Origin of the sequence: Streptomyces sp. NPDC006314 (assembly GCF_040613075.1) — a bacterium.
Lineage (GTDB): Bacteria > Actinomycetota > Actinomycetes > Streptomycetales > Streptomycetaceae > Streptomyces.
Genome location: NZ_JBEXRL010000002.1, coordinates 396,185 through 422,210, shown reverse-complemented (window position 1 = coordinate 422,210; position 26,026 = coordinate 396,185). Strand labels below are relative to the sequence as shown.

The window sequence follows — 26,026 nt, the reverse complement described above, 5'->3', positions numbered from 1 at the left end:
ATTCGGGTCGATCCGGGTCGGCCCGCGCTGATTCCCAGGGAGGCGAAGTACGGCCCCTTCCGGCACTACGAGGCGCGGGACGGCTGCTTCCAGCACGGCTCCGGCCCGGTCCCGGGAGCGCCTTCGCCCCCTTCGTCCACGCGGCGGCGCCCCACGTGGTCTCCGGCTTCGCGGCAAGGGCGAGCCGGTCAGCCGGACTCGGTGGTGGTCCGGGTGACCGGGTCGCGCGGGGAGTCGTGGTGTCGCTGGTGGGGCAGCCGGGTCAGGAGGTGGTTCATGGTTTCCGCCGCCTTCGGCGCCGCGTCGGCGCAGCAGTTGTTGAAGAGGATGTGGATCTCTTCGGTGCGCGCCGCCAGGGTGCGGATGCGCGGCAGCCACTCCGTGAGTTCCTCGGTGGTGTAGGTGTGGCGGAAACGCTCCTCCTTGGTGCCCGTGCCCCAGTGCGGGCTGCGGCCGTGGAAGCGGATCAGGGACAGGTGGGGGGTGGTCACGGGGGTGACCGGGGGGATGGAGGTGGGCAGGCCCTGGGGTGTGTCCACAACTACGGCGGTGGCGTTCAGGTCCGTCAGGAAGGCGGTCGTGCGGTCGGTCCGCCACCAGGCGGGGTTGCGGAACTCCACGGCGAACGGCCAGTCGCGGGCGCGCTCCCGGGCGGTACGGATGAAGGCCTCCGCCTCCGGGCCGGGGACCAGGGAGGGCGGGTACTGGAAGAGGAGGGCGCCCAGGCGGCCGGAGCGGTGGAGAGGAGCGAGCGCTTCGGCGTAGCGGGTCCAGACCTCCGTGAGCAGGCCCTCGTCCCGGGGGTGGCCGCGCAGGTCCGCGGGGAGGGCGGCCGGGCGGGTGGGGTGTCCGGTGAGCAGGGAGAACGCCTTGACGTCGAAGCGGAAGCCGGCGGGGGTGCGGTCCGCCCAGAGCCGGGTGGTGCGGGGGTTCGGGAGGGCGTAGTAGGGGGAGTCCACTTCGACCGCGGGGAAGCGGGTCGCGTAGTGGCGTAGGCGTCCCTCGGGGGTGCGGTGGCCGGGTGGGTACCAGCCGCTTCGGAGGAGTGCCGGGTCGGTCCAGCCGCATGTGCCCACGAGGATCCGCGTCATGCGGGCGTGAGTACCCGCCGTTCATCCGGTCTTCACTCGCGAGGTTGGCTCGCGCGGGCCACGGGAATGTCGGCGGTGCACGTCGGCGGTGCACGGCCCGGTCTCGGACACCTACGCCGCCCTGGTCCTCGACGCGCGCCTGCGGACCGTGGACCGCTACGACGTCCCGGGCATTCCGTCCCGCGCCCGGGTCTCCCCCACGGGTCACCTCGCGGCCTGGACGGCGTTCGTGGGCGGTGACTCGTACGCCGGTACGGACTTCTCCACGCGCACCGCGGTCGTGGACACGCGCGGTGGTGAGCTGATCCCGTCCCTCGAGGCCTTCCGGATCGTCAAGGACGGACACCCGTACCGGGCGGCGGACGTGAACTACTGGGGGGTGACGTTCGCGGCGGACGACCGCACGTTCTACGCGACTCTGGCGACCAGGGGGGCGACGTATCTGGTGCGGGGCGATCTGGGTGCCCGTACCGTCACCACGCTGCACGCGAATGCGGAGTGCCCGTCCCTGTCCCCCGACGGCACACGGGTCGCCTACAAGAAGCGGGTCAAGGGGCTGCCGGCGGACGCTCCTTGGCATCTGTACGTGCTCGACCTGCGGACGATGCGCGAGACACCGCTCGCCGAGCCGAAGAGCGTGGACGACCAGGTGGTGTGGCGGGACACCCATACGCTCGTGTACGCGCTGCCGGGCGACTACGGCGCCGACCTGTACGAGGTCCGGCGGACGGCGCGGGACGGGCGCGGCGGATCAGCACGGCAGCGGTGTCACCGGCGTAGCTCGGATAGCCGCGCCGCGGGTCAAAGCCCGGGCGGTGATTTCCGTCATCCCGGTGGTTTCGGCCGAAGGCCGCCGTCCGCTCGGGCGGGCCGCCCGGACACTTGCCGGACGGTGACCGGGCGGTCGCCGGGAAGGGCGGGGTGCGGGATGGCCGACAGCAGGATCCTGGTCGCGGTACCGGAGCATCCGCGCGCCGAGGGCGCCGGGGCCGAGCAGATGCGGAAGATCCGGGACGCCGTGGAGGCGGGCGGCTTCGAGGTGCGCTGGGCGGTCACCGCCCAGGACGCGGACGCGGTGCTGCGTACCGAGGCGGGTCTGGCCGCGGCGCTGGTCGCCTGGGAGCTGCCCGGGGGCGATGGTGTGCGCACCAGTGGTGAAGGGCCGGGGGCCGCGCTCGCCGCGCCCGGGGGCACGCTGCCCCGCCCCGGGGCCGCGGCCGACGGGTTGCCCGGCGGGGCCGCCGTACTGCGCCGGATCGGGCGGCGTTTCCGGGATCTGCCGGTCTTCCTGGTCATGGCCGACGAGGGCGTACGGGAGCTGCCGCTGTGGGTATCGGAGACGGTCGTCGGATACGTGTGGCCGCTGGAGGACACGCCGGGGTTCATCGCGGGCCGGATCACCAGTGCCGCCCGCGCGTACCGCGAGGACGTACTGCCGCCGTTCTTCCGGGCGTTGCGCCACTTCGACGACGCCCACGAGTACTCCTGGCACACCCCGGCCCACTCCGGGGGTGTCGCCTTCCTCAAGTCGCCGGTGGGGCGCGCCTTCCACGACTACTTCGGTGAGCGGCTGCTGCGCAGCGATCTGTCGATCTCGGTGGAGGAGCTGGGCTCGCTGTTCGAGCACACCGGTCCGATCGGCGAGGCGGAGCGCAACGCGGCCCGGGTCTTCGGTTCCGACCTCACCTACTTCGTGCTGCACGGCGACTCCACGTGCAACCGCCTGGTAGGTCACTTCAGCGTCACGCGGGACGAACTGGCGCTGGTGGACCGCAACTGCCACAAGTCGGTGCTCCAGGGGCTGGTGGTCTCCGGGGCCCGGCCCGTCTATCTCGTCCCCACGCGCAACGGGTACGGCCTCGCCGGGCCACTGCCCCCGGCCGAGCTGGCGGCGGACGCCGTCGCGGCCCGGATCGCCGCGCACCCGCTGGCCGAGGAGGCCGCAGCCCGGGAGGCGCAGTACGCGGTATTCACCAACTCCACCTATGACGGCTTGAGTTACGCGGCCGTGCCGACCGCGAGGGCGCTCGCGGCAAGCACACCCCGGGTACACTTCGACGAGGCGTGGTTCGCGTACGCCCGTTTCCATCCGCTGTACGCCGGCCGGTACGGCATGTCGGTGGACGAGGAGGCCTTCCCCGGCCCGGACCGGCCGACGGTGTTCGCGACCCAGTCGACGCACAAGCTGCTGGCCGCGCTGTCCCAGTCCGCGATGGTGCACGTGCGACCCGCGCCCCGGGCGCCGGTGGAGCACGAGCGTTTCAACGAGGCGCTGATGATGCACGGCACCACCTCGCCGCTGTATCCGATGATCGCCTCGCTGGACGTGGCCACGGCGATGATGGACGGCCCGCAAGGCGAGTGGCTGGTGGACGAGGCGGTGACGGAGGCGATCCGCTTCCGGCAGGAGATGGTCCGCCTGCGCCGGCGGGTGGAGGGCGCCGGGGACCGCCCCCCGTGGTTCTTCGGTGTCTGGCAGCCGGACACGGTCACCGATCCGGCGACCGCCGAGCGCCTGCCCTTCGACGAGGCCCCGCCGGAGCTGCTGCGCACCTCGCAGTCCTGCTGGCTGCTGGAGCCCGGCGCCGCCTGGCACGGCTTCCCCGGGCTGACCGAGGGCCACTGCATGCTGGACCCGATCAAGGTCACTGTGACCTGTCCCGGCATCACGGCCACCGGCGAGATGGCCGAGGAGGGCATCCCGGCGCGTGTCCTGACGGCGTACCTGGCCACCCGGAACATCGTCGTCGAGAAGACCGACAGCTACACCACGCTGATCCTGTTCTCCATGGGCATCACGAAGGGCAAGTGGGGCACGCTGCTGGACGCCCTGATGGACTTCAAGGCCCTCTACGACACCGACGCCCCGCTGGACCGCGTCCTGCCGGAATCCGTCGCCGCGCACCCCCGCCGCTACTCGGGTCTGACCCTGCGCGAACTGTGCCGGCAGATGCACGACCAGCTGCGCTCGGCGCGCCTGGTGGAACTGCTCGACACCGCCTTCCAGCAGCTCCCGCAGCCGGTCTTCCCGCCGCAGCACTGCTACCAGCGGCTGGTGCGGGGTGGCACGGAACGGGTCCGCGTCGCCGACGCGGCGAACCGGGTGGCGGCGGCGATGGTCACGGTGACCCCGCCCGGCATCCCCGTCCTCATGCCGGGCGAGTCCACCGGCGGCCCCGACGGCCCCCTCCTCCGCTATCTCACCGCCCTGGAGTCCTTCGACCGCCGCTTCCCGGGCTTCCGCAGCGAAACCCACGGCGTGACGATCGACGAGGACACCGGGGACTACGAGATCGAGTGTCTGAAGACGCCGTGAGAGCCCGCGATCGGCGTCACCGCGGCGCTGACCTGGGATGGTGGCGGCTCGCCCAGCAGTACATCGTCGCTGGGCGGGGCCGGCAGCACGCAAGGGGGCCGACGGTCCGTGACCGCCGGCCCCGGCCACCGAATCATCGGGGGACCCGCCGACCCGCCCTTACAGCACCGGCAGGTTCTTCCGCAGCTCGAACGCGGTGACCTCGCTGCGGTACTCCTCCCACTCGCTCTTCTTGTTGCGCAGGAAGAAGTCGAAGACGTGCTCGCCGAGGGTCTCGGCGACCAGGTCGCTGCCTTCCATGAGGGTCAGGGCCTCGCCGAGGTTCTGCGGGAGGGGCTCGATGCCCATCGCGCGGCGCTCGGCGTTGGACAGCGCCCAGACGTCGTCCTCGGCGCCCGGCGGCAGTTCGTAGCCCTCCTCGATGCCCTTCAGGCCGGCGGCCAGGAGGACGGCGTAGGACAGGTACGGGTTGGCGCCCGAGTCCAGGGAGCGAACCTCCACGCGTGCGGAGCCCGTCTTGCCCGGCTTGTACATGGGGACGCGGACCAGGGCCGAGCGGTTGTTGTGGCCCCAGCAGATGTAGGAGGGGGCCTCGCCGCCGGCGCCGGCCGTGCGCTCCGAACCGCCCCAGATGCGCTTGTAGGAGTTCACCCACTGGTTGGTGACGGCGGAGATCTCGGCCGCGTGCTTGAGCAGGCCGGCGATGAAGGAGCGGCCGACCTTGGAGAGCTGGTACTCGGCCCCGGACTCGTAGAAGGCGTTGCGGTCACCCTCGAAGAGCGAGAGGTGCGTGTGCATGCCGCTGCCGGGGTGCTCGGAGAAAGGCTTCGGCATGAAGGTCGCCTGGACGCCCTGCTCCAGTGCCACCTGCTTCATGACCAGGCGGAACGTCATGATGTTGTCGGCCGTGGAGAGCGCGTCGGCGTAGCGCAGGTCGATCTCCTGCTGGCCGGGGGCGCCCTCGTGGTGGGAGAACTCCACGGAGATGCCCATCGACTCCAGCATGGTGATCGCCTGGCGGCGGAAGTCCATGCCGACGTTGGTCGGGGTGTGGTCGAAGTACCCGGAGTTGTCGGCGGGTGTGGGGCGGGAGCCGTCGAGCGGGCGGTCCTTCAGGAGGAAGAACTCGATCTCCGGGTGGGTGTAGAAGGTGAAGCCCAGGTCGGAGGTGCGGGCCAGGGCGCGCTTGAGGACGTAGCGCGGGTCGGCGAAGGACGGGGAGCCGTCCGGCATGAGGATGTCGCAGAACATGCGGGCGGTGCCGGGGGTCTCCGCGCGCCAGGGCAGGACCTGGAAGGTGGACGGGTCCGGCTTGGCGATCATGTCGGACTCGTAGACCCGGGCGAAGCCCTCGATGGCCGAGCCGTCGAAGCCGATGCCCTCGTCGAAGGCCTGCTCCAGCTCGGCGGGGGCCACGGCCACGGACTTGAGGAAGCCCAGCACGTCCGTGAACCACAGGCGTACGAACCGGATGTCGCGCTCCTCCAACGTCCGGAGCACGAACTCCTGCTGCTTGTCCATCTTCCGCTTCCCCATCCTTGCTGGTCAGGCCGCCTGTCCCCCGTACCACTGAAGGCGGTCGGGCACCTGAGCATCCCACCACAACACCATTTCATGCGCGTTGCGGACCTTGATCGCCTGAGCGTCCTCGGCCTGAACGCCTCTCGTACGGCAGGTGTACCGCTCTTCGCCCATCTTGCCTGCTCGCAGCGACATCCGTAATGGGCGGTCCGGTTCGGCGAGTGAGGGACACCACGCCCTTTTAATTTGCATCTCAGATACAAGTTTTCATAGCGTGCGAACAGTCGAGTCCGAGGAGTCCCGATGCTCTCCGAGCAGTCAGCAGCCACCGTCCGCGCCACCCTCCCCGCCGTCGGCGCCGCCATCGGCGAGATCACCGAGCGCTTCTACGCTCGGCTCTTCGCCGCCCACCCCGAGCTGCTCCGGGACCTGTTCAACCGCGGCAACCAGGCCTCCGGCGCCCAGAAGCAGGCCCTCGCGGGCTCCATCGCCGCCTTCGCCACACACCTGCTGAACCACCCGGACCAGCGGCCCGACGCCATGCTCGGTCGCATCGCGCACAAGCACGCCTCCCTCGGCGTCGCCCCCGAGCAGTACGCGGTGGTCCACGAGCACCTGTTCGCGGCCATCGCCGAGGTCCTCGGTGAGGCCGTCACGCCCGAAGTGGCGGCCGCCTGGGACGAGGTCTACTGGCTGATGGCGAACGCGCTCGTCGCCGTCGAGAAGCGGCTGTACGAGGAGAGCGGCGCCCCCGGCCCGCGGGAGTGGGAGGTCGTCGAGCGGGTCGAGGAGACCACGGACGTCGCCACCTTCCGGCTGCGACCGGCGGACGGGGGCCCGGTGACCGGCTTCCGCGCCGGGCAGTACGTCTCCGTCCGCGTCACCCTGCCCGACGGGGCCCGGCAGACACGGCAGTACAGCCTGTCCGGGGCGCCGGGCGAGTCGGTGCGCCAGTTCAGCGTCAAGCGCGTGCACGGCGGTACGACGCCCGACGGCGAGGTCTCGAACCACCTCCACGCGCGCGTGCGGGCCGGTGATGTCCTGGAGCTGTCCGAGCCGTACGGCGACCTCGTCGTGGACGCCGGCCCGGACACCGCCGTGCTGCTCGCCTCGGCGGGCATCGGCGTGACCCCGATGGTCGCGATGCTGGCCGACCTCTCCGCCACCGGCCACCGCGGCCCGGTCACCGTCGTCCACGGCGACCGCTCCCCCGCCGACCACGCCCTGCGCACCGACCACGAGACGTACGCCGGCAAGCTGCCGGACGCGGCGGTGCACTTCTTCTACGAGCGGGACGCCGAGCCGGGCCACCGCACCGGCCTGGTCGACCTGACCGGCATCGCCGTACGGCCCGGCACGCGCGCGTACCTGTGCGGGCCGCTGCCCTTCATGCGCGCGGTCCGCGCCCAGCTGATCGAGAAGGGCGTGGCCCCGGCGGACGTGCACTACGAGGTGTTCGGGCCGGACCTGTGGCTGGCGCAGGGCTAGAACCGGACCTCGCGGGGCCGTGAGCGACCCCGCGGCGCCGGGAGGGGAGCCTCAGGCGCCGAAGCGGAGGGCGCCCTCGCGGCCGGTCTCCTGGTTCTCGGCCACGTACGGGCGCAGCTCCTCCTCGTAGGCGGCGAAGGCCTTGCTGTGGTCACCGCCGGACTCGCCGAGGTGCCGGGCGAGGGTATGGGCAGCGATCAGCGCCTGCGAGGTGCCCATGCCCGAGGTGGGGGCTGCGCAGTAGCCGGCGTCGCCCACGAGCACCACCCGGCCCTCGGACCAGTGGTCGAGGTGGACCTGGCACGCCGAGGAGAAGTAGAAGTCGGTGGCGGCGGCCATGTCCTCCAGCAGGCGGGGCACGATCCAGCCGGCGCCGGCCATCCGTTCGCGGGTGATCCGCTCCTGCTCCGCGCGGTCCAGCAGGTCCAGCCGCGGGGAGTCGCTGCCGAAGGAGAGGCTGACGGACATCCGGTCCGGGTCGGCCGCGCTGAAGGCGTACACCGCCCGGCCGGACGACTGCTGGAGCACGCCCCGGTGATCCAGACCGAGACGGTTGGGCGCGCTGAAGCCGACCCCGGACAGACCGAGGTGCCGGATCACCTCGGCGTGCGGGCCGAAGACCAGGCGGCGCACCACGGAGTAGATGCCGTCGGCGCCGACGACCAGGTCGAAGGTGTCCGGTGCGGCGCGTTCGAAGCCGACGCGGACGCCGTCGGCGTCCTGCTCGATCGTGTTGATCGAGTCGTCGAACACATAGCGCACCGAGTCCCGCGTGTGCTCGTGGAGGATGCGGGTCACCTCACGCTTGGGCACCTCCAGTTCGCCGGCGAAGACCTCGGCCGGCAGCTCACCGACGCGGTTGCCGTCGGCGTCCAGCAGGTCGGTGCCGCGCATGCCGGTGGCGTGTCCGCGCACCTCCTCCAGGATGCCCAGCTCTCGCAGCACCTCGAAGGCCGCGCCCCGGAAGTCGACGGCGTAGCCGCTGTCCCGCAGCGCCGGGGCGCGCTCGACGACGGTGACCTCGTGCCCGTCGCGATGCAGGAACCAGGCAAGGGCGGGACCGGCGACGCTCGCGCCGGAGATCAGGACCTTCATGACGAACCCCCGTGGTCGTATCGAGCCGGGGGCCAGCCTGCACCAGGCCGCACCCGGTGATCAACGGCCGATTCCGGCCACCGGGGTCAGCCGTCCCCGGCCGGACCCCGGGAGATGCCCAGCAGCAGCGGGCCGGTCGGGTCGGTGACGATGTCCGCCACGGTGACCGGGTCCAGTGCCGCGAAGAACGCCTCCTGGGCCCGGCGCAGGGCGCCGCGCAGCCGGCAACCGGAGTTCAGGGGGCAGGGGGTCGCACCCTCGCAGTCGACGACGTCACCGTCGCCCTCGAAGGTGCGGACCACCGCACCGACGGACGCCGTACGGCCCCGGTCGGTGAGGGTCAGCCCGCCGCCCCTGCCGCGGCGGGCGTCGACCAGGCCCAGGTGCTGGAGTTCGGCGACGACCTTCGCGGCGTGTGTGTAGGGCACGTCCATGTCCGCCGCGACCTGGCGGGTCGTGGGGGTGGCGGCGGCAGTGACGGCGAGCCGCATCAGGACACGCAGGGCGAGGTCGGTGGAGCGCAGCAGCCGCATACCGCGAGCGTAGGTAATGCGCATCGTGGGTTCAAATTATCCGGCCGTCGCCGCTCCGCCCGTGCACGCCGAGGGGCCCTTTTTCTGTGCCCTCCCTACGGACGGGCCCCTCTTCCCCCTTACGATCAGCGAGCCCCACCCCTACCGTCCGCTCCCTTTCCCCCAGAAGGACACGCCTCATGGGTTCCGCCAAGAACAGCAGCACCGCGGCGCGCAAGGCGCGCATAGAGGAAATGCGACGCTCCGAGCAAGCCCGCGAGCGCCGCAACCGGGTGCTCACCATCGCCGCCAGTGTGGTGGTCGTCGCCGGTCTCGTCGTCGGCGGTGTGGTCCTGGTGGACTCGCAGTCGGACAAGAAGGACTCGACCCCGAGCGGTGACGCCAAGGGCTCCGGGGACTCCGGGCACTTCACCACGGGCAAGGACGGGGTGAAGACCTGGTCCGGCAAGCTGGGGCGCACCCACGTGCAGAGCAAGGTGTCGTACCCGATGCACCCGCCGGTGGGCGGCAACCACAACCCGGTCTGGCTGAACTGCAACGGTGACGTCTACACCGAGGCGGTGCCGGACGAGAACGCCGTGCACGCGCTGGAGCACGGCGCGGTCTGGGTGACGTACACCGGCAAGGCGAAGAAGGCCGACGTCCACGCGCTCGCGGAGAAGGTGAAGAAGACGCCGTATTCGCTGATGAGCCCGTACGAGAACCAGGCCGCGCCGCTGATCCTGTCGGCGTGGGGCCACCAGGTGACCGTGAAGAGCGCGAGCGACCCGCGGGTGGACAAGTTCTTCGCCACCTACGTGCAGGGCAAGCAGACGCCCGAGCCGGGCGCCTCGTGCACCGGCGGGGTCATGAAGTGAGCCGCCGGCACATCGGCTGGGCCGCGGGGGCCGCGGCGGCGGCGCTCGTCGCGGCCGGCGCGATCACGTACGCGGTCGCCGAGGACACCGGTGGACCGGAAACGGAGCGGCCGGGTGCGGAGTCCGCCGACGCCGGGTTCGCACGGGACATGGCCGTGCACCACCAGCAGGCCGTCGAGATGTCGTACATCGTCCGGGACCGCACGAAGAACGAGGAAGTGCGCAGGCTCGCCTACGACATCGCGCAGACCCAGGCCAACCAGCGCGGGATGCTGCTGGGCTGGCTGGACCTGTGGGAGCTGCCGAAGGTGTCGGCGGAGCCGCCGATGACGTGGATGGGCATGGGCGACATGGCCTCTGGCAAGGACGGCGCGCTGATGCCGGGCATGGCGACCAACACCGAGCTGAAGAAGCTCGGGTCGCTGAGCGGGAAGCAGGCGGAGATCCTCTATCTGCAGCTGATGACGGACCATCACAAGGGCGGCGTCCACATGGCCGGGGGGTGTGCCGCCAAGTGCACCGTCGACGTGGAGAGGAGGCTCGCGCAGGGCATGGTCGACGCGCAGCGGTCGGAGATCGAGTTGATGTCCGGCATGCTCAAGGAGCGGGGCGCACAACCCCGTTCGTAGAGCGCCGCACGGAGGAAAGCCTCAAACCGCCCCACCTGAGGGTTACTTGAGCTTCTCTTGACTTTCACCTTCCCCTGACATGAACGGTTCATCGCAAGAGTGGCCCCCATCGTGTGATCCATTCGCCGGCCGACACCGCCGCGGGCCGGCGCGCGGAGCCTCGACGTACCGACCACTACATGCATGCGAACCGCATCGCAGGGGGTTACATGAGATCCAACCGCGCCAAGATGCGTGCCGGTGTGAGCATGGCAGCGACACTGCCCATGATCGCCGGTGCGCTGGCGCTCGGCATACCCGCGGCGCACGCCGCGGACTCCCCGGCCCGTGACGCGCTCAAGGGCACCAGGCCCGCGTGGGCCACGGCCAAGGCGGACAAGGGCGCGACCTCGAACAGCGCCCAGGTCAAGGCCCGGGTCTACCTGGCGGGCCGGGACCGGGCCGGGCTCGCCGCCTACGCCAAGGCGGTGTCCGACCCCAGCTCGCCGCTGTACGGCAAGCACCTGAGCGCCAAGAAGGCGCAGGCCCGCTTCGGGGCCACCAAGGCCCAGGTGGCCGCCGTCAAGTCCTGGCTGAAGTCGGCGGGTCTGACGGTCACCCAGGTCACCTCGCACTACGTCGCCGTCTCCGGTGACGTGGCCGCCGCCGAGAAGGCCTTCGGCACCCAGCTGCACAACTTCGCCAAGGGCTCGAAGACCTACCGCGCCCCCGCGCGGACCGCGTCCGTGCCGGCCGCCCTGCGGGGCGCCGTCCTGACCGTCACCGGCCTGGACAACGCGCCGCACAAGGCCCGCCACAAGGACCAGCTGCCGCCCCCGGACGCCGTGTTCAGGAATTCCGGGCCGTTCTCCTCGTACTACGGCTCGAACGTCGCGACCACGCTGCCGGACGCGTACGGCCACAAGATCCCGTACGCGATCAGGGGTTACACCGGCAAGCAGCTGCGCGCCGCCTACGGCGCCGGCACCTACACCGGCAAGCACGTCCGCATCGCCATCACGGACGCGTACGCCTCGCCGACCATCGCCTTCGACGCGGGCACCTACGCGAAGAAGCACGGTGACGCGGCCTGGAAGACCGGCCAGCTGCACCAGGTGCTGCCGAAGAACTACACCAGGACCGAGGAGTGCGGCGCGGCCGGCTGGTACGGCGAGGAGACCCTCGACGTCGAGGCCGTGCACGCGGTCGCGCCGGCCGCGGACGTCACCTATGTGGGCGCCGCGTCCTGCTACGACGACGACCTGCTGGACTCGCTCAGCAAGATCGTCGACAACCACCTGGCCGACATCGTCTCCAATTCCTGGGGCGACATCGAGGCCAACCAGACGCCGGACCTCGCGGCCGCCTACGACCAGGTCTTCCAGCTGGGCGCGGTGCAGGGCATCGGCTTCTACTTCTCCTCCGGTGACGACGGCGACGAGGTCGCCAACACCGGTACGAAGCAGGTCGACACCCCGGCCAACTCGGCGTGGGTGACCGCGGTCGGCGGTACCTCGCTGGCCGTCGGCAAGGGCGACACGTACCAGTGGGAGACCGGCTGGGGCACCGAGAAGGCCTCGCTGTCGGCCGACGGCAAGAGCTGGCAGGGCTTCCCCGGCGCGTTCACCTCGGGCGCGGGCGGCGGCACCAGCAAGACGGTCGCCGAGCCGTACTACCAGAAGAACGTCGTGCCGAAGGCGCTGGCCACGGCCAACAACGCCGCCGGCAACCGCGTCGTCCCGGACATCGCGGCCATCGCCGACCCGAACACCGGCTTCCTCGTCGGCCAGACCCAGACCTTCCCCGACGGCTCGGAGAAGTACAGCGAGTACCGCATCGGCGGCACCTCGCTGGCCGCGCCGGTCATCGCGGCGGTCCAGGCCCTGGCCCAGGAGGCACGCGGCGGCAAGGCGCTCGGCTTCGCCAACCCGGCGATCTACGCCAAGTACGGCAAGAAGGGCGTCTTCCACGACGTCACGGACCACCCGACGGACTCCGGCCTGGCGGTCGTCCGCGTGGACTTCGCCAACGGCTTCGACGCCGCCGACGGCCTGCTGACCTCGGTCCGCAGCCTGGGCAAGGACAGCTCACTGTCCGCGGTGAAGGGCTACGACGACGTCACGGGCGTGGGCTCGCCGGCGAACGGCTACGTGCAGTCATTCCGGCGGCGGTGAGTCGCTCCGCTGAGCAGTGGGGGGCGTGAGGTCTTGAGGGCCTCACGTCCCTTTTGCTTCACGGTGCCTTGAGCGCGGTGATGAAGGGGGTCCAGGCGGTGGCGGGGAGGATGAGGGTGGGGCCGTCAGGGGACTTGGAGTCGCGGACGGGGACGAGGTTGGGGATGTTGGGGGCCACTTCGACGCAGTTGCCGCCGCTTTCGTTGCTGTAGCTGCTCTTGAACCAGAGAGCTTCATTCAAGTCGATCCGGTTGCTTGCCATTTCGGTAATCCTCTGCCGCGAACTTGATCATGGCGAGGGACGTGTCTGGTGACAGCGCGACGGCCCTGAGCCGATCGTATGCCTTGCGGTACTGCTCCACGAAGACTGGATCATCGATGGTGTCACCGGTGTAGGACGCCTCGGTGTATACGAGGGGTGGGGCGTCCGGGAACGTCATGGTCATGACGGAGGCGGCCATCAAGGGATACGCCTTCTGCTTCCGCGGAACGATCTGCGTAGTGATCCGGCGCCGCACGGCCAGCTCCACGATCCGGTCCAACTGCTCAGTCATTTCCAGCGGCTGGAGGATCGGCTCCGTGATCAGCGACTCGTGCAGGATCACCCAGTACTCCGGAGTGTGGTGGTCCGCCTCGAAGAGGTCGGCGCGCGCCATTCGGGCGTTGACCTTCTCCTCCACTTCGGAGTCCAGGGACAACGGGAGACCCGTCAGGATGACGGCCCGCGCGTAAGCGGGAGTTTGAAGCAGCCCCGGGAAGAGCATCGGGCTCCACTCCTCGATGGTCAGGGCATGCTTCTCGGCCTCTAGGACCTTCTCGAAGTACGCGGCGTGCCCGGCCCTCCGCGCCTTCCGCACATCCTCGCAATGCCGCTCGAAGAACCCGTCGGTCCCCAGCATCCGGTCCGCATGCCGGGCCAGATCGATCGGCATTCTCCGTTCCCCGTGCTCGATGTCGCTGAGGTACGTCTTGCCGTAGAAGCTGCCCTCCAGGAACGCCTCCAGCGACAGGCCGGCCGCCTCCCTCTTCCACCGCAACTCCTTGCCGTAGAAGGTCGGAACGCTCATCGAGCCGTCGATGTCCTTGCCCCGCGCCACCGCTCACCGTCCTCCGCTGCCCTGATCGCGAACGCGAAACGTCTTCCACGGTAGCGAGCGGGACGACACTGTGTGGGGCGTTCGTCACACTCTGCACGGAAGGCTGCTCACTCCCCATGCCCGACCACTCCCCCACGGCCTACGACGTGACCCTCTGCGTCGAGGACCTCCGCGCCGCCCTCGCCCTGCACGGCATCACGCTGCCCTCCCTCCGCGTCGACCTGCCGAGCTTCGCGGGCACGTACGCACCGCCCGCCGGACTCGTCGCGCTCGGGAGCTGCAACACGGCCACGGCCCGTGCCCTCGCCGCCGCGCTCAGGAAGACGGCGGACGAGCGATGACGCCACTCGAATTCCATCTGCTCGCCACGCCCAAGGCGGCACCGGAACTGCGCTATCACCTGCGTGAGCACGATTTCGACGTCCGGCTGTGCGCAACGGAGTTACTGACGAACGTCATCGACCACCTGGGCGAGGGCACACCGGTGACCGTACGGGTCTTCGGCGCGGCGGAGCGGGGCCGTACCCGCATCGAGGTGACCGACCCCGACCCGCGCGCGTTGCCCGTCCTGCTGTCCGCCGCGGAGGCGGAGGAGTCAGGCCGGGGTCTGGCGCTTCTCGACGCGCTCGCCGAGCGCTGGGGCGTGGACCAGGGACCGGACCGCAAGACGGTCTGGTGTGAGCTGAGCCGGGGCGGGTCCGGGTGACCGGACGACGGCGGGTGGCCGTGGCGCGGCGGCCGTCCACCGCGACGGCGAACCCGCGCAGCGGACACGCGGCCTGGGACAAGCTGGGGGGCATGGGTATCGAGCTGGAGTTGCGGGTCAAGCGGACGACGCAAGGGAAGGGCCGCCGGGATGTGGTGATCCGTGGTTCCCACGAGCACGGGGAGGCGCTCGCGCGGGCGCTGGACGGGCTCACCGAGGGACGCCTCGCTCAGGTGGATCCGTACCGGGACACCCGGTTCACCGAGCAGGACGCGCAGGCCGCCCTTACGGAAGTGGCCGCCCTCGTACGGGACTGCGCCAACCCCTTCCAGGAGGCGGCCCTCCTCGACCTCGCCGAGCTGCTGGAGGCCTGCGCGGCGACGCCGGGGAGCTGCCTGTGGTTCATCGGTGACTAGTGCCGCGAGCGCACAGGTTCGCCGGGCCGGCGCAGTGACGGGTGGGCGTCGCCGCCTACTTTCCTAGGGAACATCTGGTCGGATCGTTCGAAGGCCGCCCAGCTGGGCCAGGACGTCCAGTGACTGCTGCGTTCTTCGCTGACGGATGCGACGGTCCGCACCGTGTGGCCCGCCGCCACCCACGGCGTCTTCGACCCGGGCGAGCACGGTATGAGCGCCGGTGCCTGGCTGCAGAAGGCCGAACGACCGGACCGACTGGGGCACAGGGGGCGGGGGGACAGACGAGGTCCGCCCGCCCCGGCGGCGTGTGCAAGGCTGTCCAGAGCTTCCATGAGGCTCGGCTGCACGTCTCTTCGCGGGCTCGGGCGGAGGCCCCCGGTCAGTGGTGCAACGCCCCCGGCTGCTCGGGTACGTGGGTGGCGACGACCTTTCCCGCCGAGGAGACTCGGCTCCGGTCGACCGCCTGGGCCACGCCCGCCACGCCCAGGCCGAGGACGGCGAGGGCCGCGCCCGCGAGCGCGGGGGACGTCACGCCGAAGCCCGCAGCGAGGGCCAGGCCGCCGATCCAGGCGCCGCCGGCGTTCGCCAGGTTGAAGGCCGCCTGGTTGGCCGAGGAGGCGAGGGACGGGGCCGCCGCGGCCTTCTCCATCACCATCAGCTGGAGCGGCGAACCCGTGACGAAGGCCGCCATGCCGAGCAGGGTCACGGCGACGGCCGCGCTCCACTCCGCGCGCATCAGCGGGGGGAAGAGCAGCAGGACCACGACGAGCGAGGCCAGGCCGCCGAAGAGCGTGCCGCGCAGGGAGTGGTCCGCGAGGCGGCCGCCCAGCAGGTTGCCGGCGGTGGCGCCCACTCCGAAGAGCGCGAGGAGCAGCGTCACATTGGTCTCGGCGAAGCCGGCGGAGTCCGTCAGCATCGGGGTGACGTAGCTGTAGGCGGCGAAGAGCGCGCCGAAGCCCGCCACCGTCGTACCGAGGGCCAGCCAGACCGGCAGGGACCTCAGGGCCGCGAGTTCGCCGCGCAGCCCGGTCGCGGGCGTGTGGGTGTGGTCGTGCGGGATCAGCAGGGCCAGCGAGGCTATCGCCGCCAGGCCGATGGCGCTCACGCCGAGGAACGTGGCCCGCCAGCCGAGGTGCTGGCCCATCAGGGTGGCGGCGGGAACGCCCGCGACGTTGGCGACGGTCAGGCCGAGGAACATCAGGGACACCGAGCGGGCCTTGCGCTCCGGCGGGACCATGGTCGTGGCGACGACCGCGCCCACGCCGAAGAAGGCGCCGTGCGGCAGGCCGCTGAGGAAGCGGGCGGCCAGGAGGGAGCCGTTGCCGGGGGCGAACGCGGAGAGCGCGTTGCCCACGACGAACAGGGCCATCAGGGCGATGAGGACCGTGCGGCGGGACATGCGGGCCGTGACCGCGGCCAGCAGCGGGGCACCGATGACGACGCCCAGCGCGTACGCCGAGACCAGGTGCCCGGCGGTGGGGATCGAGAGGTGCAGGTCGTCCGCGACGTCGGGCAGCAGGCCCATCATCACGAACTCGGTGGTACCGATGCCGAAGGCGCCGACGGCCAGTGCGAGCAGGGCCAGGGGCATGAAGGGGCCTTTCAGAGCGGAGTGCCGTACGGGTGCGAGTCCCGCAGTATGTTCCCGTACGGAACAAACTCGTCAGGCCCAGTATTCCAGCGGCTCAGGAGCCTGTGTCGAGCTTCACACGGGCCGCCACCGGCAGATGATCACTGTTGGTGCGCGGGAGCGTCCAGGAACTCTCCGGCTGCACGCCCTTGACCATGATCTGGTCGATCCGCGCCATCGGGAACGACGCCGGCCAGCTGAAGCCGAAGCCGCTGCCCGCAGCGCCCTGCGTGGAGCGCAGCTGCGAGGTGACTGCGTTGAGCGAGCGGTCGTTCATCGTGCCGTTGAGGTCGCCGAGCAGGACGACCCGCCCGAGGGTCTCGTCGGCGATGGCCTCGCCGAGCGCGTCGGCGCTCTTGTCGCGCTGCCGGGCCGTGAACCCGGCCTCCATCTTCACCCGCACCGAGGGCAGGTGCGCCACGTAGACCGCGACCGGGCCCCGCGGGGTCGTCACGGTGGCGCGCATCGCCCGCTTCCAGCCGAGCTTGATGTCGACGGCCCGGACGTCGGTCATCGGGTACCTGCTCCACAGGCCGACCGTGCCGACGACCGCGTGGTGCTTGTACATCGGCGCCAACGCCCGCTCGTACTCCGAGACGTCGGTCAGCTCCTCCAGGGCCAGCACATCGGCGCCGGACGCGGCCACGTCGGTGGCGGTCGCGGCCGGGTCGGGATTGTCGGCGTTGACGTTGTGGGTGGCCACCATCAGGTCGCCGCCGCCGCCCGACTTGTCGCCGAGCAGCCCGCCGAAGAGGTTCAGCCAGACGATCGCCGGGAGGAGGATCGCGATCAGCGCGGTCGCCGACTTCCGGACCAGGGCGAGGACCAGCAGCACCGGGACGGCCACGCCCAGCCAGGGCAGGAAGGTCTCGGTGAGGCTGCCGAGGTTGCCCACCCGGTTGGGGATGCGGGAGTGCACCAGCATCACCAGGGCGAGCAGCAGGGCCAGTGCGGCGAGGACGATGCCGCGGCGCCAGACGCGCCGGTCGCCTCGCCAGCCGTCGAGCAGACGGTGCGCCAGGCGCCGAAGCCGGGTTCCCGGTCGCTCGGACCCCGAGCCGCCGTTGTCCGTCTCCGTCATGTACGCCTGCTGCGTCATACCGCCTGCCTCACTGCCTGCCGTGCACACCGTTCACCCCCGTGCTCTTCCGACCCTAGGGGATGATCGGCTCCGATCCCGCCGCCCCATGACGGCCGTACGGAAGACGAGGACGAACGAAGCGGGACCGGGGGTTCCTGTTGCCCCCGGTCCCGGCGAGGTCTGTGACGAAACGCGCACATTGGTGCTACGAGGCCGTCGAGCTGACGGGCCGTAGGCCTTCCAGGACCGTGTCGACGATCTGCTCCGCCAGGTTCTCGGGCAGATCGGCGTCGGGGCGCATGACGGTGCGGACGAGCATGGGGCCGACGAACATGTCGTTGGCCAACTCCAGGTCGACGTCCGGCCTGATCTCGCCGTTCTCCCGCCCGCGGCGCAGCACTTCCAGAGTGAGGACGCGCCGGGGCGCTATGACGCCGGCGTGGTAGGCCGCCCAGATCCTGGGGCTGGACTTCATCTGGGCGTACACGTTGTGCAGGATCGCCGACGAACGGCTCACGAGACCGCGCTGCCGCAGGGACTCCAGCAGGACGACGAGGTCGTCGCGCAGGGAGGTGCCGGGGAGTTCGGGGTCGGGGGGTTCGGCGGCGCGTACGACGTCGACGAACAGTTCCTCCTTGCCGCTCCAGCGGCGGTAGATGGTGGCCTTGCCGACCCCGGCCGTGCGCGCGACCCGCTCGATGGACAGCTCGGCGAGGGGCACGCCCTCCTCCAGGAGCTTCACCACGCCGTCCAGGATGGCGCGTTCCACGGCTTCACTGCGCGGCCGGCCCCTCACGGGTCCGTCCGGTCGCGGCCGGCTGCCGGCAAGACTCACGTCACTCCGTCCTCTCACTGTGCTGCGGGGATTGTCCCCCAGCGGCCTCCTTCCCCCGTGGAGTTCCGCTCGACTCTCACTCCGTGACGCCGACCAACTCCGGTTCCTCCCGGTCCTCCTGGCCGGCCGGCGGCTTGCCCGGCAGGAAGAGGGCCACCACCACGGCGCCGATCAGCGCGATGCCCGTGCCGCACAGGGCGGTGATGTGCATGGCGTGCAGGAACGCGTCGTTGGCGGGGGCGATCAGGGCCTTGCCCTGCGGGCCGAGCCGGTCGGCGATGCCGTGGGTGGCCTCGATGGACTCGGCGGCGGTGTCGCGCAGGCCGGGCGGCAGCGAGCCGAGCTTTCCCTCGATGCCGTTGCGGTACGAGGTGGAGAGCACCGAGCCGAGGACGGCGATGCCCAGGGCGCCGCCGACCTGGCGGAAGGTGTTGCTGAGCGCCGAGGCGGAGCCGGCCTTCTCGCGGGGCAGGGCCTGCATGATGACGACCGAGGTCGGCGTCATGATGTGCGCCATGCCGGTGCCCATGAGGAAGAAGACGACCTCCAGCAGCCAGATCGGCGTGTCGGCCTCGAAGGCGGCGAACGCGGCCAGCGTCGCCGCGATCAGCAGCAGTCCCGCGGTGGTCGTGGCCTTGTTGCCGAACCGGTCGACCAGCAGCCGGGCGCGCGGCGCGAAGATCAGCTGGGCGGCGGCGAGCGGCAGCATCAGCACACCGGACTCCAGCGGTGAGTAGCCGCGCACGCTCTGGGTGTAAAAGACACCGAAGAAGGTGACGCCCATCAGCGCGAAGAAGACGAGCGCGATGGCGCCCATGGCGGCCGAGAAGACCTTGTTCCTGAAGTAGGTGACGTCCAGCGACGGGTGGTCGCTGCGCTTCTCGAAGACGACGAAGGCGGCCAGGACGACGAGACCGGCGATGATGGTCGCCAGCACCTTGGCGTCGGTGAAGTCGGCCAGTTCGCCGCCCTTGATGATGCCGTAGACCAGCAGCACCAGGCCGACGACGGACAGGACCACACCGACCGGGTCCAGCCGGCCCGGCTTCGGGTCGCGGGAGTCCGGCACCAGCCAGGTCATCAGCGCGAGCGCGACGATCACGATCGGCACGTTGACGAAGAAGACCGACCCCCACCAGAAGTGGTCGAGGAGCGCGCCGCCGGTGATCGGGCCGATGGCGATGGCGAGGCCGACGCCGCCGGCCCAGATACCGATGGCCTTGGGCTGCTCCTCGCGCTCGAAGACGTTCATCAGCACGGCGAGGGTGGCGGGCATGACGAAGGCGGCACCGACGGCCATCAGGGCGCGGTAGGCGATCAGCTGGCCCGGGGAGCCGGACTCGGCGGCGAGCGCCGAGCCGATGCCGAACACGGCGATGCCGCCGAGCAGCACCTTCTTGCGGCCGATGCGGTCGCCGACCAGGCCGGCGGTGAACAGCAGGCCGGCGAAGACGAGGGTGTAGGCGTTGATCGCCCACTCGATCTCGCTCTGGGTGGCGCCGAGGCCGGTCGGCGCCGGGGTGGAGATGGTCTTGATGGCGACGTTCAGGATCGAGTTGTCGAGCACCACGATGAGCAGGCTCAGCATCAACACGCCGAGAATCGCCCAGCGGCGCCGGTGCACCGCTTCCGGTATCCGGGGGGCAGGGGCGGGACTTGTCATGTTTCGATCTTACGATCATTTCGATACGGGACCGTCTCGTATCGGATTTCTTTGCCAAGGCCTTACACGGTTTCCGGCCACCGGTGGGGATCACAGGGGGTTCCCCTGGCCCTGACTGGCACGAGGTGCCACCATGGAGACGATCCGGGGACGCCGTCAGGGTGCCTCGAGATGACTGAAGGAGCCGTTGCCATGACGCAGCTTTCGGCTGTCCAGAACAAGCCTTCCGACGGCAGCAAGGCGCTGTACGGAGGGAAGGGCACCCGCCGCATCACCGTCCGCGACATCGCCCTCGCCAAGGAGCGGGGCGAGAAGTGGCCCATGCTCACCGCCTACGACGCGATGACCGCGTCCGTCTTCGACGAGGCCGGCATCCCGGTGATCCTCGTCGGTGACTCGGCGGGCAACTGCCACCTCGGGTACGAGACCACCGTGCCCGTCACCCTCGACGAGATGACCATGCTCTCGGCGGCCGTCGTCCGCGGTACGACCCGCTCCCTGATCGTCGGCGACCTGCCCTTCGGCTCCTACCAGGAGGGACCGGTGCAGGCACTGCGCTCGGCGACCCGGCTGGTGAAGGAGGCCGGGGTCGGCGCGGTCAAGCTGGAGGGCGGCGAGCGCTCGCACGAGCAGATCCGGCTGCTGGTGGAGTCCGGCATCCCGGTGATGGCCCACATCGGCCTGACCCCGCAGTCCGTCAACGCGATGGGCTACCGCGTGCAGGGGCGGGGCGAGGAGGCGGCGCAGCAGCTGCTGCGCGACGCGAAGGCCGTGCAGGACGCGGGCGCGTTCGCGGTCGTGCTGGAGCTGGTTCCGGCGGAGCTGGCGGCCGAGGTGACGCGGGTGCTGCACATCCCGACCGTCGGTATCGGTGCCGGGCCGGAGACGGACGCGCAGGTGCTGGTGTGGACCGACATGCTGGGGCTGACGTCCGGCCGGGTGCCGAAGTTCGTGAAGCAGTACGCGAACCTGCGCGAGGTCATGACGGGCGCGGCCAAGGCGTTCGCCGAGGACGTCGTCGGCGGCGCGTTCCCGACGGAGGAGCACTCCGTCCACTGATCCACAGCGGCACCACGGACAGCCCGCCGATCTTCCCCCGTCGGCGGGCTGTCCCTTTGCGGCCGGCTCGGCTCGACTCGGCTCGGTGAAGCTTTGGCCTCAACTTCGGTGTGATGAGAGGCAGTTGCAGCGCCGCCCATGTAACGGAGTGGCGTCGAAAACGCTCGGAAGGCTTCCCTGACCCCGTGTCAGTGGTGCACTTGGCGGTGTGGGACGTCTCACATCCGGGGGAACGACGATGGCCCAGACGCAGACCACCTGTTCCGACTGTTCCGCCGCCACCGTGACGGGGGCGGCCTTCTGCGGTGTGTGCGGGGCCGCGCTGGCCGCCGCCCAACGAGCGGAGTTGGCGCGCTCGGCACGCGGCCTCGCCGTTCCCCGCTGGGCCGGCGGCCGGGACCTGACCCGGTACATGTGCGCGGCCGTCTTCCTGGACCGCCAGTACGCCGACTCCCTCATCAGGGACGTCGCCGCCGAGCCGCATCTCGGTGTGGCACCGGCGCCCGGGTGCGACGTCCCCGTGGTGCTGCGGTACGCCTACGAGGCCAACGCACGGCGGCACGCCAGGGACCTGCTCCTGGCGGCCGAGTTCCTGGTGCTGGTCATCGGGCTGCTGGGGCTCGGCAGCGGCCTGGCCGTGTTCCTCATGTTCCTGTTCGGCTGGCTGACGACGCTGGTGTTCGCGCTCTCCACCCACTACGGCGAACGCCTTCAGCGGCTGAGGCCGGACCGGTTCGATCCGGCGCAGGCGCCCCCGCCGCCCAACGAGTCCGCCACCCGGCGGCTGCGCCAGATCCAGGAGTACGCACACGGGAACCTCACCGTCTACAGCGGCTTCTCCCCGTTCACCGGATACGGCCAGGAACTCGACTCGTGGTCGCTGACCTTCGACGTGACCACCTCGGGGCGCGAAGGCGTGAGACCGCGGGACTTCGACGTCACGGACCTGTACGCCCACATCGCCCGGCGGATCGGCGAGCTGTCGCTGCCCTGCCTGGAGCTGGAGGAGCGGGTCTTCGTGGAGGGGTCGGCGCTGCTGGGCGACGCCCGCTTCCTGCCGGATCCGCTCGGCCGCCCCGTCGCCCAGATCGGCGCCGATCAACTGGACGCGCTGAAGCGGGCCCCGGAGGAGACCGCTCGCGTCTATCTCGTCGCGCACTCCTCGGGCTGGGGCGGGGAGTTGGTGACCTCGATGTTCCTGCGCCTCGTGCGCTCGGACTCCAACCTGTTCGTGGAGGCCCTGCCCACCGTGCTGTGCCCGCTGCTGGACCGCTACCGGACCATCGACAGCCTCATGCCGCGTCCCTCGCCGCGCGAGTTCCTCACGATGGTGCTGCAGACCCTCGCCAGCACGCCCTTCGTGCTGCTCGCCTCGCCGGTGCGCGCGGTCGCGGGCTTCTTCCCGGACTTCTGGATGAGGCGCCGGCTGAAGAAGCAGCACCGGCAGATCACCCGGCTCAAGATGTTCGACTACGGGGCACGCAAGAGCGTGCGGCAGCTCGCCTCCGCCACGGACCACCGGCGGTACTTCCAGAAGGCCGACTCCGGCATGGTCCTCAAAACCGTCGAACGGCGGATCCTGGACGCCCTGGTGGAGTTCGCCGTGAAACACGACATCGACCCGGGCGACCTGATCCGACGCCAGGAAACCATCATCAACAACGGCATCATCGCCGCCGCGGGGGCGAAGGTCGAGTCGAGCGCGGTCGCCTCGGGCGACAAGTCCCGCATCTCGACCATCATCAAGAAGATCCCGCGGCCCAACACGGACTGACAGCGGAACGAACGGACGGGGACCGACATGGACGGACGCAGCAACGACGGCGTCATCGCAACGGGGAACGCTCAGGTCAGGAACGCGGTGGTCGCGAGCGGCAGCAACGCACGCGTCGACTTCCGCGTCACGGAACAGGAAGAAGCCCAGACCGCCGACGGCCGTCCGCTGACCCCTCAGCAGATCAACGATCTGCTGGCCCGGTTCATCGAGGAGCTGCGCCGGTCGGACCACCCGGACCGGGACGACCTGGCGGAGTTCGCGGAGGACGCGCGCGAGGAGCTGGCCGCGCCGGAGCCCCGTGCGGGGAAGCTGCGCCGGGTCGCGAAGGCGCTCGTGGAGGCCGTGCCCGGCTTCGCCGCGCTGGCCTCACTGGCGGTGACGATCGAAGAAGCCGTCCGGGGGCTGTAGACGGAGGCAGGGCCATGCACTTCTGCGTTCACTGCGGCGTGCGCATCGAGGATGCCACGCAGCCGGTCTGTCCGCACTGCGGAGCACCGCGCGCCGCCGAGCCTGCCGAGACCGTCGACCGGGGCACGTATGTGCGCGTGGGCGCCACGCGACTGCCGGGCTGGCTGCCCTGGGCCCTGGTGGCCGTCCTGGTGGCCGGCGGCGTGACGCTCGGGGTGGCCGTCGCCAACCGCCCCGACACCCCCTCGGCGGGCGAGTTCCCGGCCGGTCTGGTGTCCCCCGAGTACACGTACGGCGGCTCGGGCGGCACCCCGTCTCCCGCCGATGACGGATACGACACGGCGGAGCCCTACCCCGACGACAGCTATTCGTCCGACGACAGCGGCGGTTACGACGGCTCGGACACCGGGACCGCCGAGCCCTCGGAGACCGCCCAGGACGCGAGCACGGTCGTCACGACGTACTACGACTACCTCAACGCCGGGAACTACTCGGCGGCCTGGGACATGGGTGGCTCCAACCTCTTCCAGGGCTCCTACTCGGACTGGGTGGCGGGCTTCGCCTCCACGGCGCACGTCGACGTCACCGCCTCCGGCAACGGTTACGGCGACGTGAGCGTCGACATCCGGGCGACCCAGGACGACGGCACCGTGCGCGTGTTCAAGGGCACGTACACCGTGGCGGACGGGGAGATCGTCGGCGCCGACATCCAGGCGGTGTCGTAGCGGCCGACCCGCGCCGACAGATCTCCTACAGGCGTCGGGCGGCCGCTGTAGGCGGTCTGTCGGTGGTTTGTCGGTGGGGACTGGCACTGTCGTCGACATGACACGCATCGACGACAACCCCGCCGGCGGACGCTCCGCCGTGACCGTACGGGGACTGGTCAAGCACTACGGCGAGACCAAGGCGCTGGACGGAGTCGACCTGGACGTGCGCGAGGGCACCGTGATGGGTGTGCTCGGGCCGAACGGCGCCGGCAAGACCACCCTCGTACGGATCCTGTCCACCCTGATCACCCCGGACGCCGGGCAGGCCCACGTGGCCGGCTACGACGTCGTACGGCAGCCCCGCCAGCTGCGCCGGGTCATAGGACTCACCGGCCAGTACGCCTCGGTGGACGAGAAACTGCCGGGCTGGGAGAACCTGTACCTGATCGGGCGGCTGCTGGACCTGTCCCGCAAGGACGCCCGCACCCGGGCCGACGAGCTGCTGGAGCGGTTCTCCCTCACCGAGGCGGCCAGGCGCCCGGCGAGCACGTACTCCGGCGGTATGCGGCGGCGGCTGGACCTCGCCGCCTCGATGATCGGCCGGCCGGCCGTGCTCTACCTGGACGAGCCGACGACCGGCCTCGACCCCCGTACCCGCAACGAGGTGTGGGACGAGGTGAAGGCGATGGTCGGGGACGGCGTCACCGTGCTGCTCACCACCCAGTACATGGAGGAGGCCGAGCAGCTCGCCTCCGAGCTGACCGTCGTGGACCGCGGCAAGGTCATCGCGAACGGCGGCATCGAGGAACTGAAGGCCCGCGTCGGCGGCCGCACGCTGCGGGTGCGGCCGGTGGATCCGCTGCAACTGCGGCCCCTGGCCCAGATGCTGGACGAGCTGGGCATCACCGGACTCGCGGGCACCACCGTGGACACCGAGAACGGCACCCTGCTGGTGCCCATCCTCAGCGACGAACAGCTGACCGCCGTGGCCGGCGCGGTCACCGCGCGCGGCATCACGATCTCCTCCATCTCCACCGAACTGCCCAGCCTGGACGAGGTGTTCCTCTCCCTCACCGGCCACCGTGCCAATGCCCCGCAGGACACCCCGCCCGCCGAGTCCCGCCAGGAGGTCGCCGTATGAGCGCCGTCACCGCCACCGCCACCGCGAAGACCGACACGCCGATCCCGCCGCGGGCCCACCTGCGGCACACCGGCGCGCTGATCCGCCGCAACCTGCTGTGGATCCGGCAGGACCCGGAGTCGATGTTCGACGCCATCCTGTTCCCCGTCGTCTTCACCCTGCTGTTCGTCTACGTCTTCGGCGGCTCCATCGGGCAGTCGCTGGGTGGCGGACAGGACCGGTACGTCCAGTACGTCATCCCCGGACTCATGGCCATGATGGGCATGAACATGGCTCAGGGCGTGGGTACCGGCTTCAACCAGGACTTCAACTCCGGTGTCATGGACCGCTTCCGCTCTCTGCCCATCGGACGCGGCTCCGTCCTCTTCGCGAAGATCGCGGTGGAGCTGATGCGGATGCTCTTCGCGACCGTGGTACTGATGGTGGTCGCCGTCCTGGTGGGCTACGACATCAAGCACTGGAGCGGTCTGCTGGCCTCCGTGGGGCTGTCCGCGGTGTTCGGCTCGGCGCTGATGTGGGTGTTCCTGACGCTCGGCGTGGTGATGAAGAACGCCCAGTCGGTGCAGGCGATGGGCTTCCTGGTGCTGATGCCCCTGCAGTTCGGCTCGTCGATCTTCGCGCCGCCCGCCTCGATGCCGGGCTGGCTGCAGACGTTCACCGACTACAACCCGCTCTCCGCGCTCGCCGATACCGCGCGCGGCCTGATGGAGGGCGGCCCTGTCGCCCACCACCTGTGGGTGACGCTGATCTGGTCGGTGGGGCTCACCGCGGTGATGGCGCCGGTCGCGATCCACAAGTTCCGCACGAAGAGCTGACGCTCCGC

The 26,026-nt window shown here is 70.6% G+C and carries 24 protein-coding genes and 1 pseudogene; 15 read left to right on the top strand and 10 right to left on the bottom strand.

Going from position 1 to position 26,026, the window contains the following annotated elements; translation table 11 throughout:
- Positions 1-188: 188 nt before the first annotated feature.
- A complete protein-coding gene (locus tag ABZ079_RS05045; RefSeq protein ID WP_356938000.1) occupies positions 189-1,091 on the bottom strand; it encodes a DUF72 domain-containing protein in 903 nt (300 codons plus the stop codon).
- A gap of 85 nt (positions 1,092-1,176) precedes the next feature.
- Between ABZ079_RS05045 and ABZ079_RS05040 the strand changes: the two are divergent.
- Positions 1,177-1,871, top strand: a pseudogene (locus ABZ079_RS05040) (TolB-like translocation protein); the annotation flags it as partial.
- Positions 1,872-2,019: 148 nt separating this feature from the next.
- Positions 2,020-4,407 carry an Orn/Lys/Arg decarboxylase N-terminal domain-containing protein gene (locus ABZ079_RS05035; RefSeq protein WP_356937999.1) on the top strand — a complete coding sequence of 796 codons (2,388 nt, stop codon included), beginning with the start codon at positions 2,020-2,022 and terminating at the stop codon, positions 4,405-4,407.
- Between the two features lie 159 nt (positions 4,408-4,566).
- Here ABZ079_RS05035 and glnA read toward each other — a convergent pair whose 3' ends face one another.
- A complete protein-coding gene (glnA, locus tag ABZ079_RS05030; RefSeq protein WP_356937998.1) occupies positions 4,567-5,928 on the bottom strand; it encodes a type I glutamate--ammonia ligase in 1,362 nt (453 codons plus the stop codon).
- Positions 5,929-6,231: 303 nt separating this feature from the next.
- On the opposite strand from glnA, the gene ABZ079_RS05025 reads away from it, so the two are divergent.
- Positions 6,232-7,416: a globin domain-containing protein gene (locus ABZ079_RS05025; protein WP_356937997.1), complete on the top strand. Its 1,185-nt coding sequence runs from the start codon at positions 6,232-6,234 to the stop codon at positions 7,414-7,416.
- Positions 7,417-7,467: 51 nt separating this feature from the next.
- On the opposite strand, the gene ABZ079_RS05020 is transcribed toward ABZ079_RS05025, so the two are convergent.
- Together ABZ079_RS05020 and ABZ079_RS05015 are read right to left on the bottom strand one after the other, a co-directional pair.
- Complete coding sequence (locus ABZ079_RS05020; RefSeq protein WP_356937996.1) at positions 7,468-8,511, bottom strand: FAD-dependent monooxygenase; 1,044 nt, start codon at positions 8,509-8,511, stop codon at positions 7,468-7,470.
- Positions 8,512-8,597: 86 nt separating this feature from the next.
- Positions 8,598-9,044, bottom strand: coding sequence for an Rrf2 family transcriptional regulator (locus tag ABZ079_RS05015; RefSeq protein ID WP_356938126.1), 447 nt, complete (start codon positions 9,042-9,044; stop codon positions 8,598-8,600).
- Between the two features lie 179 nt (positions 9,045-9,223).
- On the opposite strand from ABZ079_RS05015, the gene ABZ079_RS05010 reads away from it, so the two are divergent.
- The 3 genes from ABZ079_RS05010 to ABZ079_RS05000 all read left to right on the top strand — a co-directional run bounded on the left by ABZ079_RS05010 (position 9,224) and on the right by ABZ079_RS05000 (position 12,683).
- Positions 9,224-9,901 carry a DUF3105 domain-containing protein gene (locus ABZ079_RS05010; protein ID WP_356937995.1) on the top strand — a complete coding sequence of 226 codons (678 nt, stop codon included), beginning with the start codon at positions 9,224-9,226 and terminating at the stop codon, positions 9,899-9,901.
- Entirely contained in the window at positions 9,898-10,530 is a 633-nt protein-coding gene (locus tag ABZ079_RS05005; protein WP_356937994.1) for a DUF305 domain-containing protein, read from the top strand. The genes ABZ079_RS05010 and ABZ079_RS05005 overlap by 4 nt, the downstream gene beginning before the upstream one ends.
- Positions 10,531-10,739: 209 nt before the next feature.
- Entirely contained in the window at positions 10,740-12,683 is a 1,944-nt protein-coding gene (locus ABZ079_RS05000) for a S53 family peptidase (protein WP_356937993.1), read from the top strand.
- 58 nt (positions 12,684-12,741) lie between these two features.
- On the opposite strand, the gene ABZ079_RS04995 is transcribed toward ABZ079_RS05000, so the two are convergent.
- Together ABZ079_RS04995 and ABZ079_RS04990 are read right to left on the bottom strand one after the other, a co-directional pair.
- Positions 12,742-12,945, bottom strand: a complete 204-nt coding sequence (locus ABZ079_RS04995) for a DUF397 domain-containing protein (RefSeq protein WP_356937992.1) — start codon at positions 12,943-12,945, stop codon at positions 12,742-12,744.
- Entirely contained in the window at positions 12,917-13,780 is an 864-nt protein-coding gene (locus tag ABZ079_RS04990; protein WP_356937991.1) for a helix-turn-helix transcriptional regulator, read from the bottom strand. The genes ABZ079_RS04995 and ABZ079_RS04990 overlap by 29 nt, the downstream gene beginning before the upstream one ends.
- Before the next feature lie 116 nt (positions 13,781-13,896).
- Between ABZ079_RS04990 and ABZ079_RS04985 the strand changes: the two genes are divergently transcribed.
- Genes ABZ079_RS04985 through ABZ079_RS04975 form a run of 3 tightly spaced genes read left to right on the top strand, consistent with a single transcriptional unit; the run spans position 13,897 to position 14,902 of the window.
- A complete protein-coding gene (locus ABZ079_RS04985) occupies positions 13,897-14,121 on the top strand; it encodes a hypothetical protein (RefSeq protein ID WP_356937990.1) in 225 nt (74 codons plus the stop codon).
- Entirely contained in the window at positions 14,118-14,486 is a 369-nt protein-coding gene (locus ABZ079_RS04980) for an ATP-binding protein (RefSeq protein ID WP_356937989.1), read from the top strand. The genes ABZ079_RS04985 and ABZ079_RS04980 overlap by 4 nt, the downstream gene beginning before the upstream one ends.
- Positions 14,483-14,902 (top strand): hypothetical protein, encoded by a 420-nt coding sequence (locus ABZ079_RS04975; RefSeq protein ID WP_356937988.1) that lies wholly within the window; start codon positions 14,483-14,485, stop codon positions 14,900-14,902. The genes ABZ079_RS04980 and ABZ079_RS04975 overlap by 4 nt, the downstream gene beginning before the upstream one ends.
- 379 nt (positions 14,903-15,281) lie before the next feature.
- Here the strand turns inward: ABZ079_RS04975 and ABZ079_RS04970 are convergent, their stop codons facing one another.
- From ABZ079_RS04970 to ABZ079_RS04955, 4 genes are all read right to left on the bottom strand, one after another.
- Entirely contained in the window at positions 15,282-16,493 is a 1,212-nt protein-coding gene (locus tag ABZ079_RS04970; protein ID WP_356937987.1) for an MFS transporter, read from the bottom strand.
- Positions 16,494-16,587: 94 nt separating this feature from the next.
- Positions 16,588-17,631 carry an endonuclease/exonuclease/phosphatase family protein gene (locus tag ABZ079_RS04965; RefSeq protein ID WP_356937986.1) on the bottom strand — a complete coding sequence of 348 codons (1,044 nt, stop codon included), beginning with the start codon at positions 17,629-17,631 and terminating at the stop codon, positions 16,588-16,590.
- Positions 17,632-17,818: 187 nt separating this feature from the next.
- Positions 17,819-18,448 carry a TetR/AcrR family transcriptional regulator gene (locus ABZ079_RS04960; RefSeq protein WP_356937985.1) on the bottom strand — a complete coding sequence of 210 codons (630 nt, stop codon included), beginning with the start codon at positions 18,446-18,448 and terminating at the stop codon, positions 17,819-17,821.
- Between the two features lie 76 nt (positions 18,449-18,524).
- The gene (locus tag ABZ079_RS04955) at positions 18,525-20,111 is read right to left on the bottom strand and encodes an MFS transporter (RefSeq protein WP_356937984.1); all 1,587 of its coding nucleotides are present in this window, start codon (positions 20,109-20,111) and stop codon (positions 18,525-18,527) included.
- Between the two features lie 192 nt (positions 20,112-20,303).
- Here ABZ079_RS04955 and panB point away from each other — a divergent pair, with 192 nt between their 5' ends.
- The 6 genes from panB to ABZ079_RS04925 all read left to right on the top strand — a co-directional run bounded on the left by panB (position 20,304) and on the right by ABZ079_RS04925 (position 26,018).
- On the top strand, positions 20,304-21,170 hold the full coding sequence (gene panB / locus ABZ079_RS04950) for a 3-methyl-2-oxobutanoate hydroxymethyltransferase (RefSeq protein WP_356937983.1): 867 nt from the start codon (positions 20,304-20,306) through the stop codon (positions 21,168-21,170).
- A 238-nt stretch (positions 21,171-21,408) separates the two neighbouring features.
- On the top strand, positions 21,409-22,944 hold the full coding sequence (locus ABZ079_RS04945) for a zinc ribbon domain-containing protein (RefSeq protein WP_356937982.1): 1,536 nt from the start codon (positions 21,409-21,411) through the stop codon (positions 22,942-22,944).
- Positions 22,945-22,971: 27 nt separating this feature from the next.
- Entirely contained in the window at positions 22,972-23,355 is a 384-nt protein-coding gene (locus tag ABZ079_RS04940) for a hypothetical protein (RefSeq protein WP_356937981.1), read from the top strand.
- Between the two features lie 14 nt (positions 23,356-23,369).
- On the top strand, positions 23,370-24,080 hold the full coding sequence (locus ABZ079_RS04935) for a zinc ribbon domain-containing protein (RefSeq protein ID WP_356937980.1): 711 nt from the start codon (positions 23,370-23,372) through the stop codon (positions 24,078-24,080).
- 97 nt (positions 24,081-24,177) lie between these two features.
- A complete protein-coding gene (locus ABZ079_RS04930) occupies positions 24,178-25,203 on the top strand; it encodes an ATP-binding cassette domain-containing protein (RefSeq protein ID WP_356937979.1) in 1,026 nt (341 codons plus the stop codon).
- A complete protein-coding gene (locus ABZ079_RS04925; protein ID WP_356937978.1) occupies positions 25,200-26,018 on the top strand; it encodes an ABC transporter permease in 819 nt (272 codons plus the stop codon). The genes ABZ079_RS04930 and ABZ079_RS04925 overlap by 4 nt, the downstream gene beginning before the upstream one ends.
- Positions 26,019-26,026: the final 8 nt, after the last annotated feature.

Excerpts from the sequence above, each read along its gene's own strand:
- ABZ079_RS05045 (WP_356938000.1), bottom strand. The coding sequence starts at position 1,091 with ATGACGCGGATCCTCGTGGGCACATGCGGCTGGACCGACCCGGCACTC.
- ABZ079_RS05035 (WP_356937999.1), top strand. The coding sequence starts at position 2,020 with ATGGCCGACAGCAGGATCCTGGTCGCGGTACCGGAGCATCCGCGCGCC.
- glnA (WP_356937998.1), bottom strand. The coding sequence starts at position 5,928 with ATGGACAAGCAGCAGGAGTTCGTGCTCCGGACGTTGGAGGAGCGCGAC.
- ABZ079_RS05025 (WP_356937997.1), top strand. The coding sequence starts at position 6,232 with ATGCTCTCCGAGCAGTCAGCAGCCACCGTCCGCGCCACCCTCCCCGCC.
- ABZ079_RS05020 (WP_356937996.1), bottom strand. The coding sequence starts at position 8,511 with ATGAAGGTCCTGATCTCCGGCGCGAGCGTCGCCGGTCCCGCCCTTGCC.
- ABZ079_RS05015 (WP_356938126.1), bottom strand. The coding sequence starts at position 9,044 with ATGCGGCTGCTGCGCTCCACCGACCTCGCCCTGCGTGTCCTGATGCGG.
- ABZ079_RS05010 (WP_356937995.1), top strand. The coding sequence starts at position 9,224 with ATGGGTTCCGCCAAGAACAGCAGCACCGCGGCGCGCAAGGCGCGCATA.
- ABZ079_RS05000 (WP_356937993.1), top strand. The coding sequence starts at position 10,740 with ATGAGATCCAACCGCGCCAAGATGCGTGCCGGTGTGAGCATGGCAGCG.
- ABZ079_RS04995 (WP_356937992.1), bottom strand. The coding sequence starts at position 12,945 with ATGGCAAGCAACCGGATCGACTTGAATGAAGCTCTCTGGTTCAAGAGC.
- ABZ079_RS04985 (WP_356937990.1), top strand. The coding sequence starts at position 13,897 with ATGCCCGACCACTCCCCCACGGCCTACGACGTGACCCTCTGCGTCGAG.
- ABZ079_RS04980 (WP_356937989.1), top strand. The coding sequence starts at position 14,118 with ATGACGCCACTCGAATTCCATCTGCTCGCCACGCCCAAGGCGGCACCG.
- ABZ079_RS04970 (WP_356937987.1), bottom strand. The coding sequence starts at position 16,493 with ATGCCCCTGGCCCTGCTCGCACTGGCCGTCGGCGCCTTCGGCATCGGT.
- ABZ079_RS04965 (WP_356937986.1), bottom strand. The coding sequence starts at position 17,631 with ATGACGCAGCAGGCGTACATGACGGAGACGGACAACGGCGGCTCGGGG.
- ABZ079_RS04955 (WP_356937984.1), bottom strand. The coding sequence starts at position 20,111 with ATGACAAGTCCCGCCCCTGCCCCCCGGATACCGGAAGCGGTGCACCGG.
- panB (WP_356937983.1), top strand. The coding sequence starts at position 20,304 with ATGACGCAGCTTTCGGCTGTCCAGAACAAGCCTTCCGACGGCAGCAAG.
- ABZ079_RS04945 (WP_356937982.1), top strand. The coding sequence starts at position 21,409 with ATGGCCCAGACGCAGACCACCTGTTCCGACTGTTCCGCCGCCACCGTG.
- ABZ079_RS04940 (WP_356937981.1), top strand. The coding sequence starts at position 22,972 with ATGGACGGACGCAGCAACGACGGCGTCATCGCAACGGGGAACGCTCAG.
- ABZ079_RS04935 (WP_356937980.1), top strand. The coding sequence starts at position 23,370 with ATGCACTTCTGCGTTCACTGCGGCGTGCGCATCGAGGATGCCACGCAG.
- ABZ079_RS04930 (WP_356937979.1), top strand. The coding sequence starts at position 24,178 with ATGACACGCATCGACGACAACCCCGCCGGCGGACGCTCCGCCGTGACC.
- ABZ079_RS04925 (WP_356937978.1), top strand. The coding sequence starts at position 25,200 with ATGAGCGCCGTCACCGCCACCGCCACCGCGAAGACCGACACGCCGATC.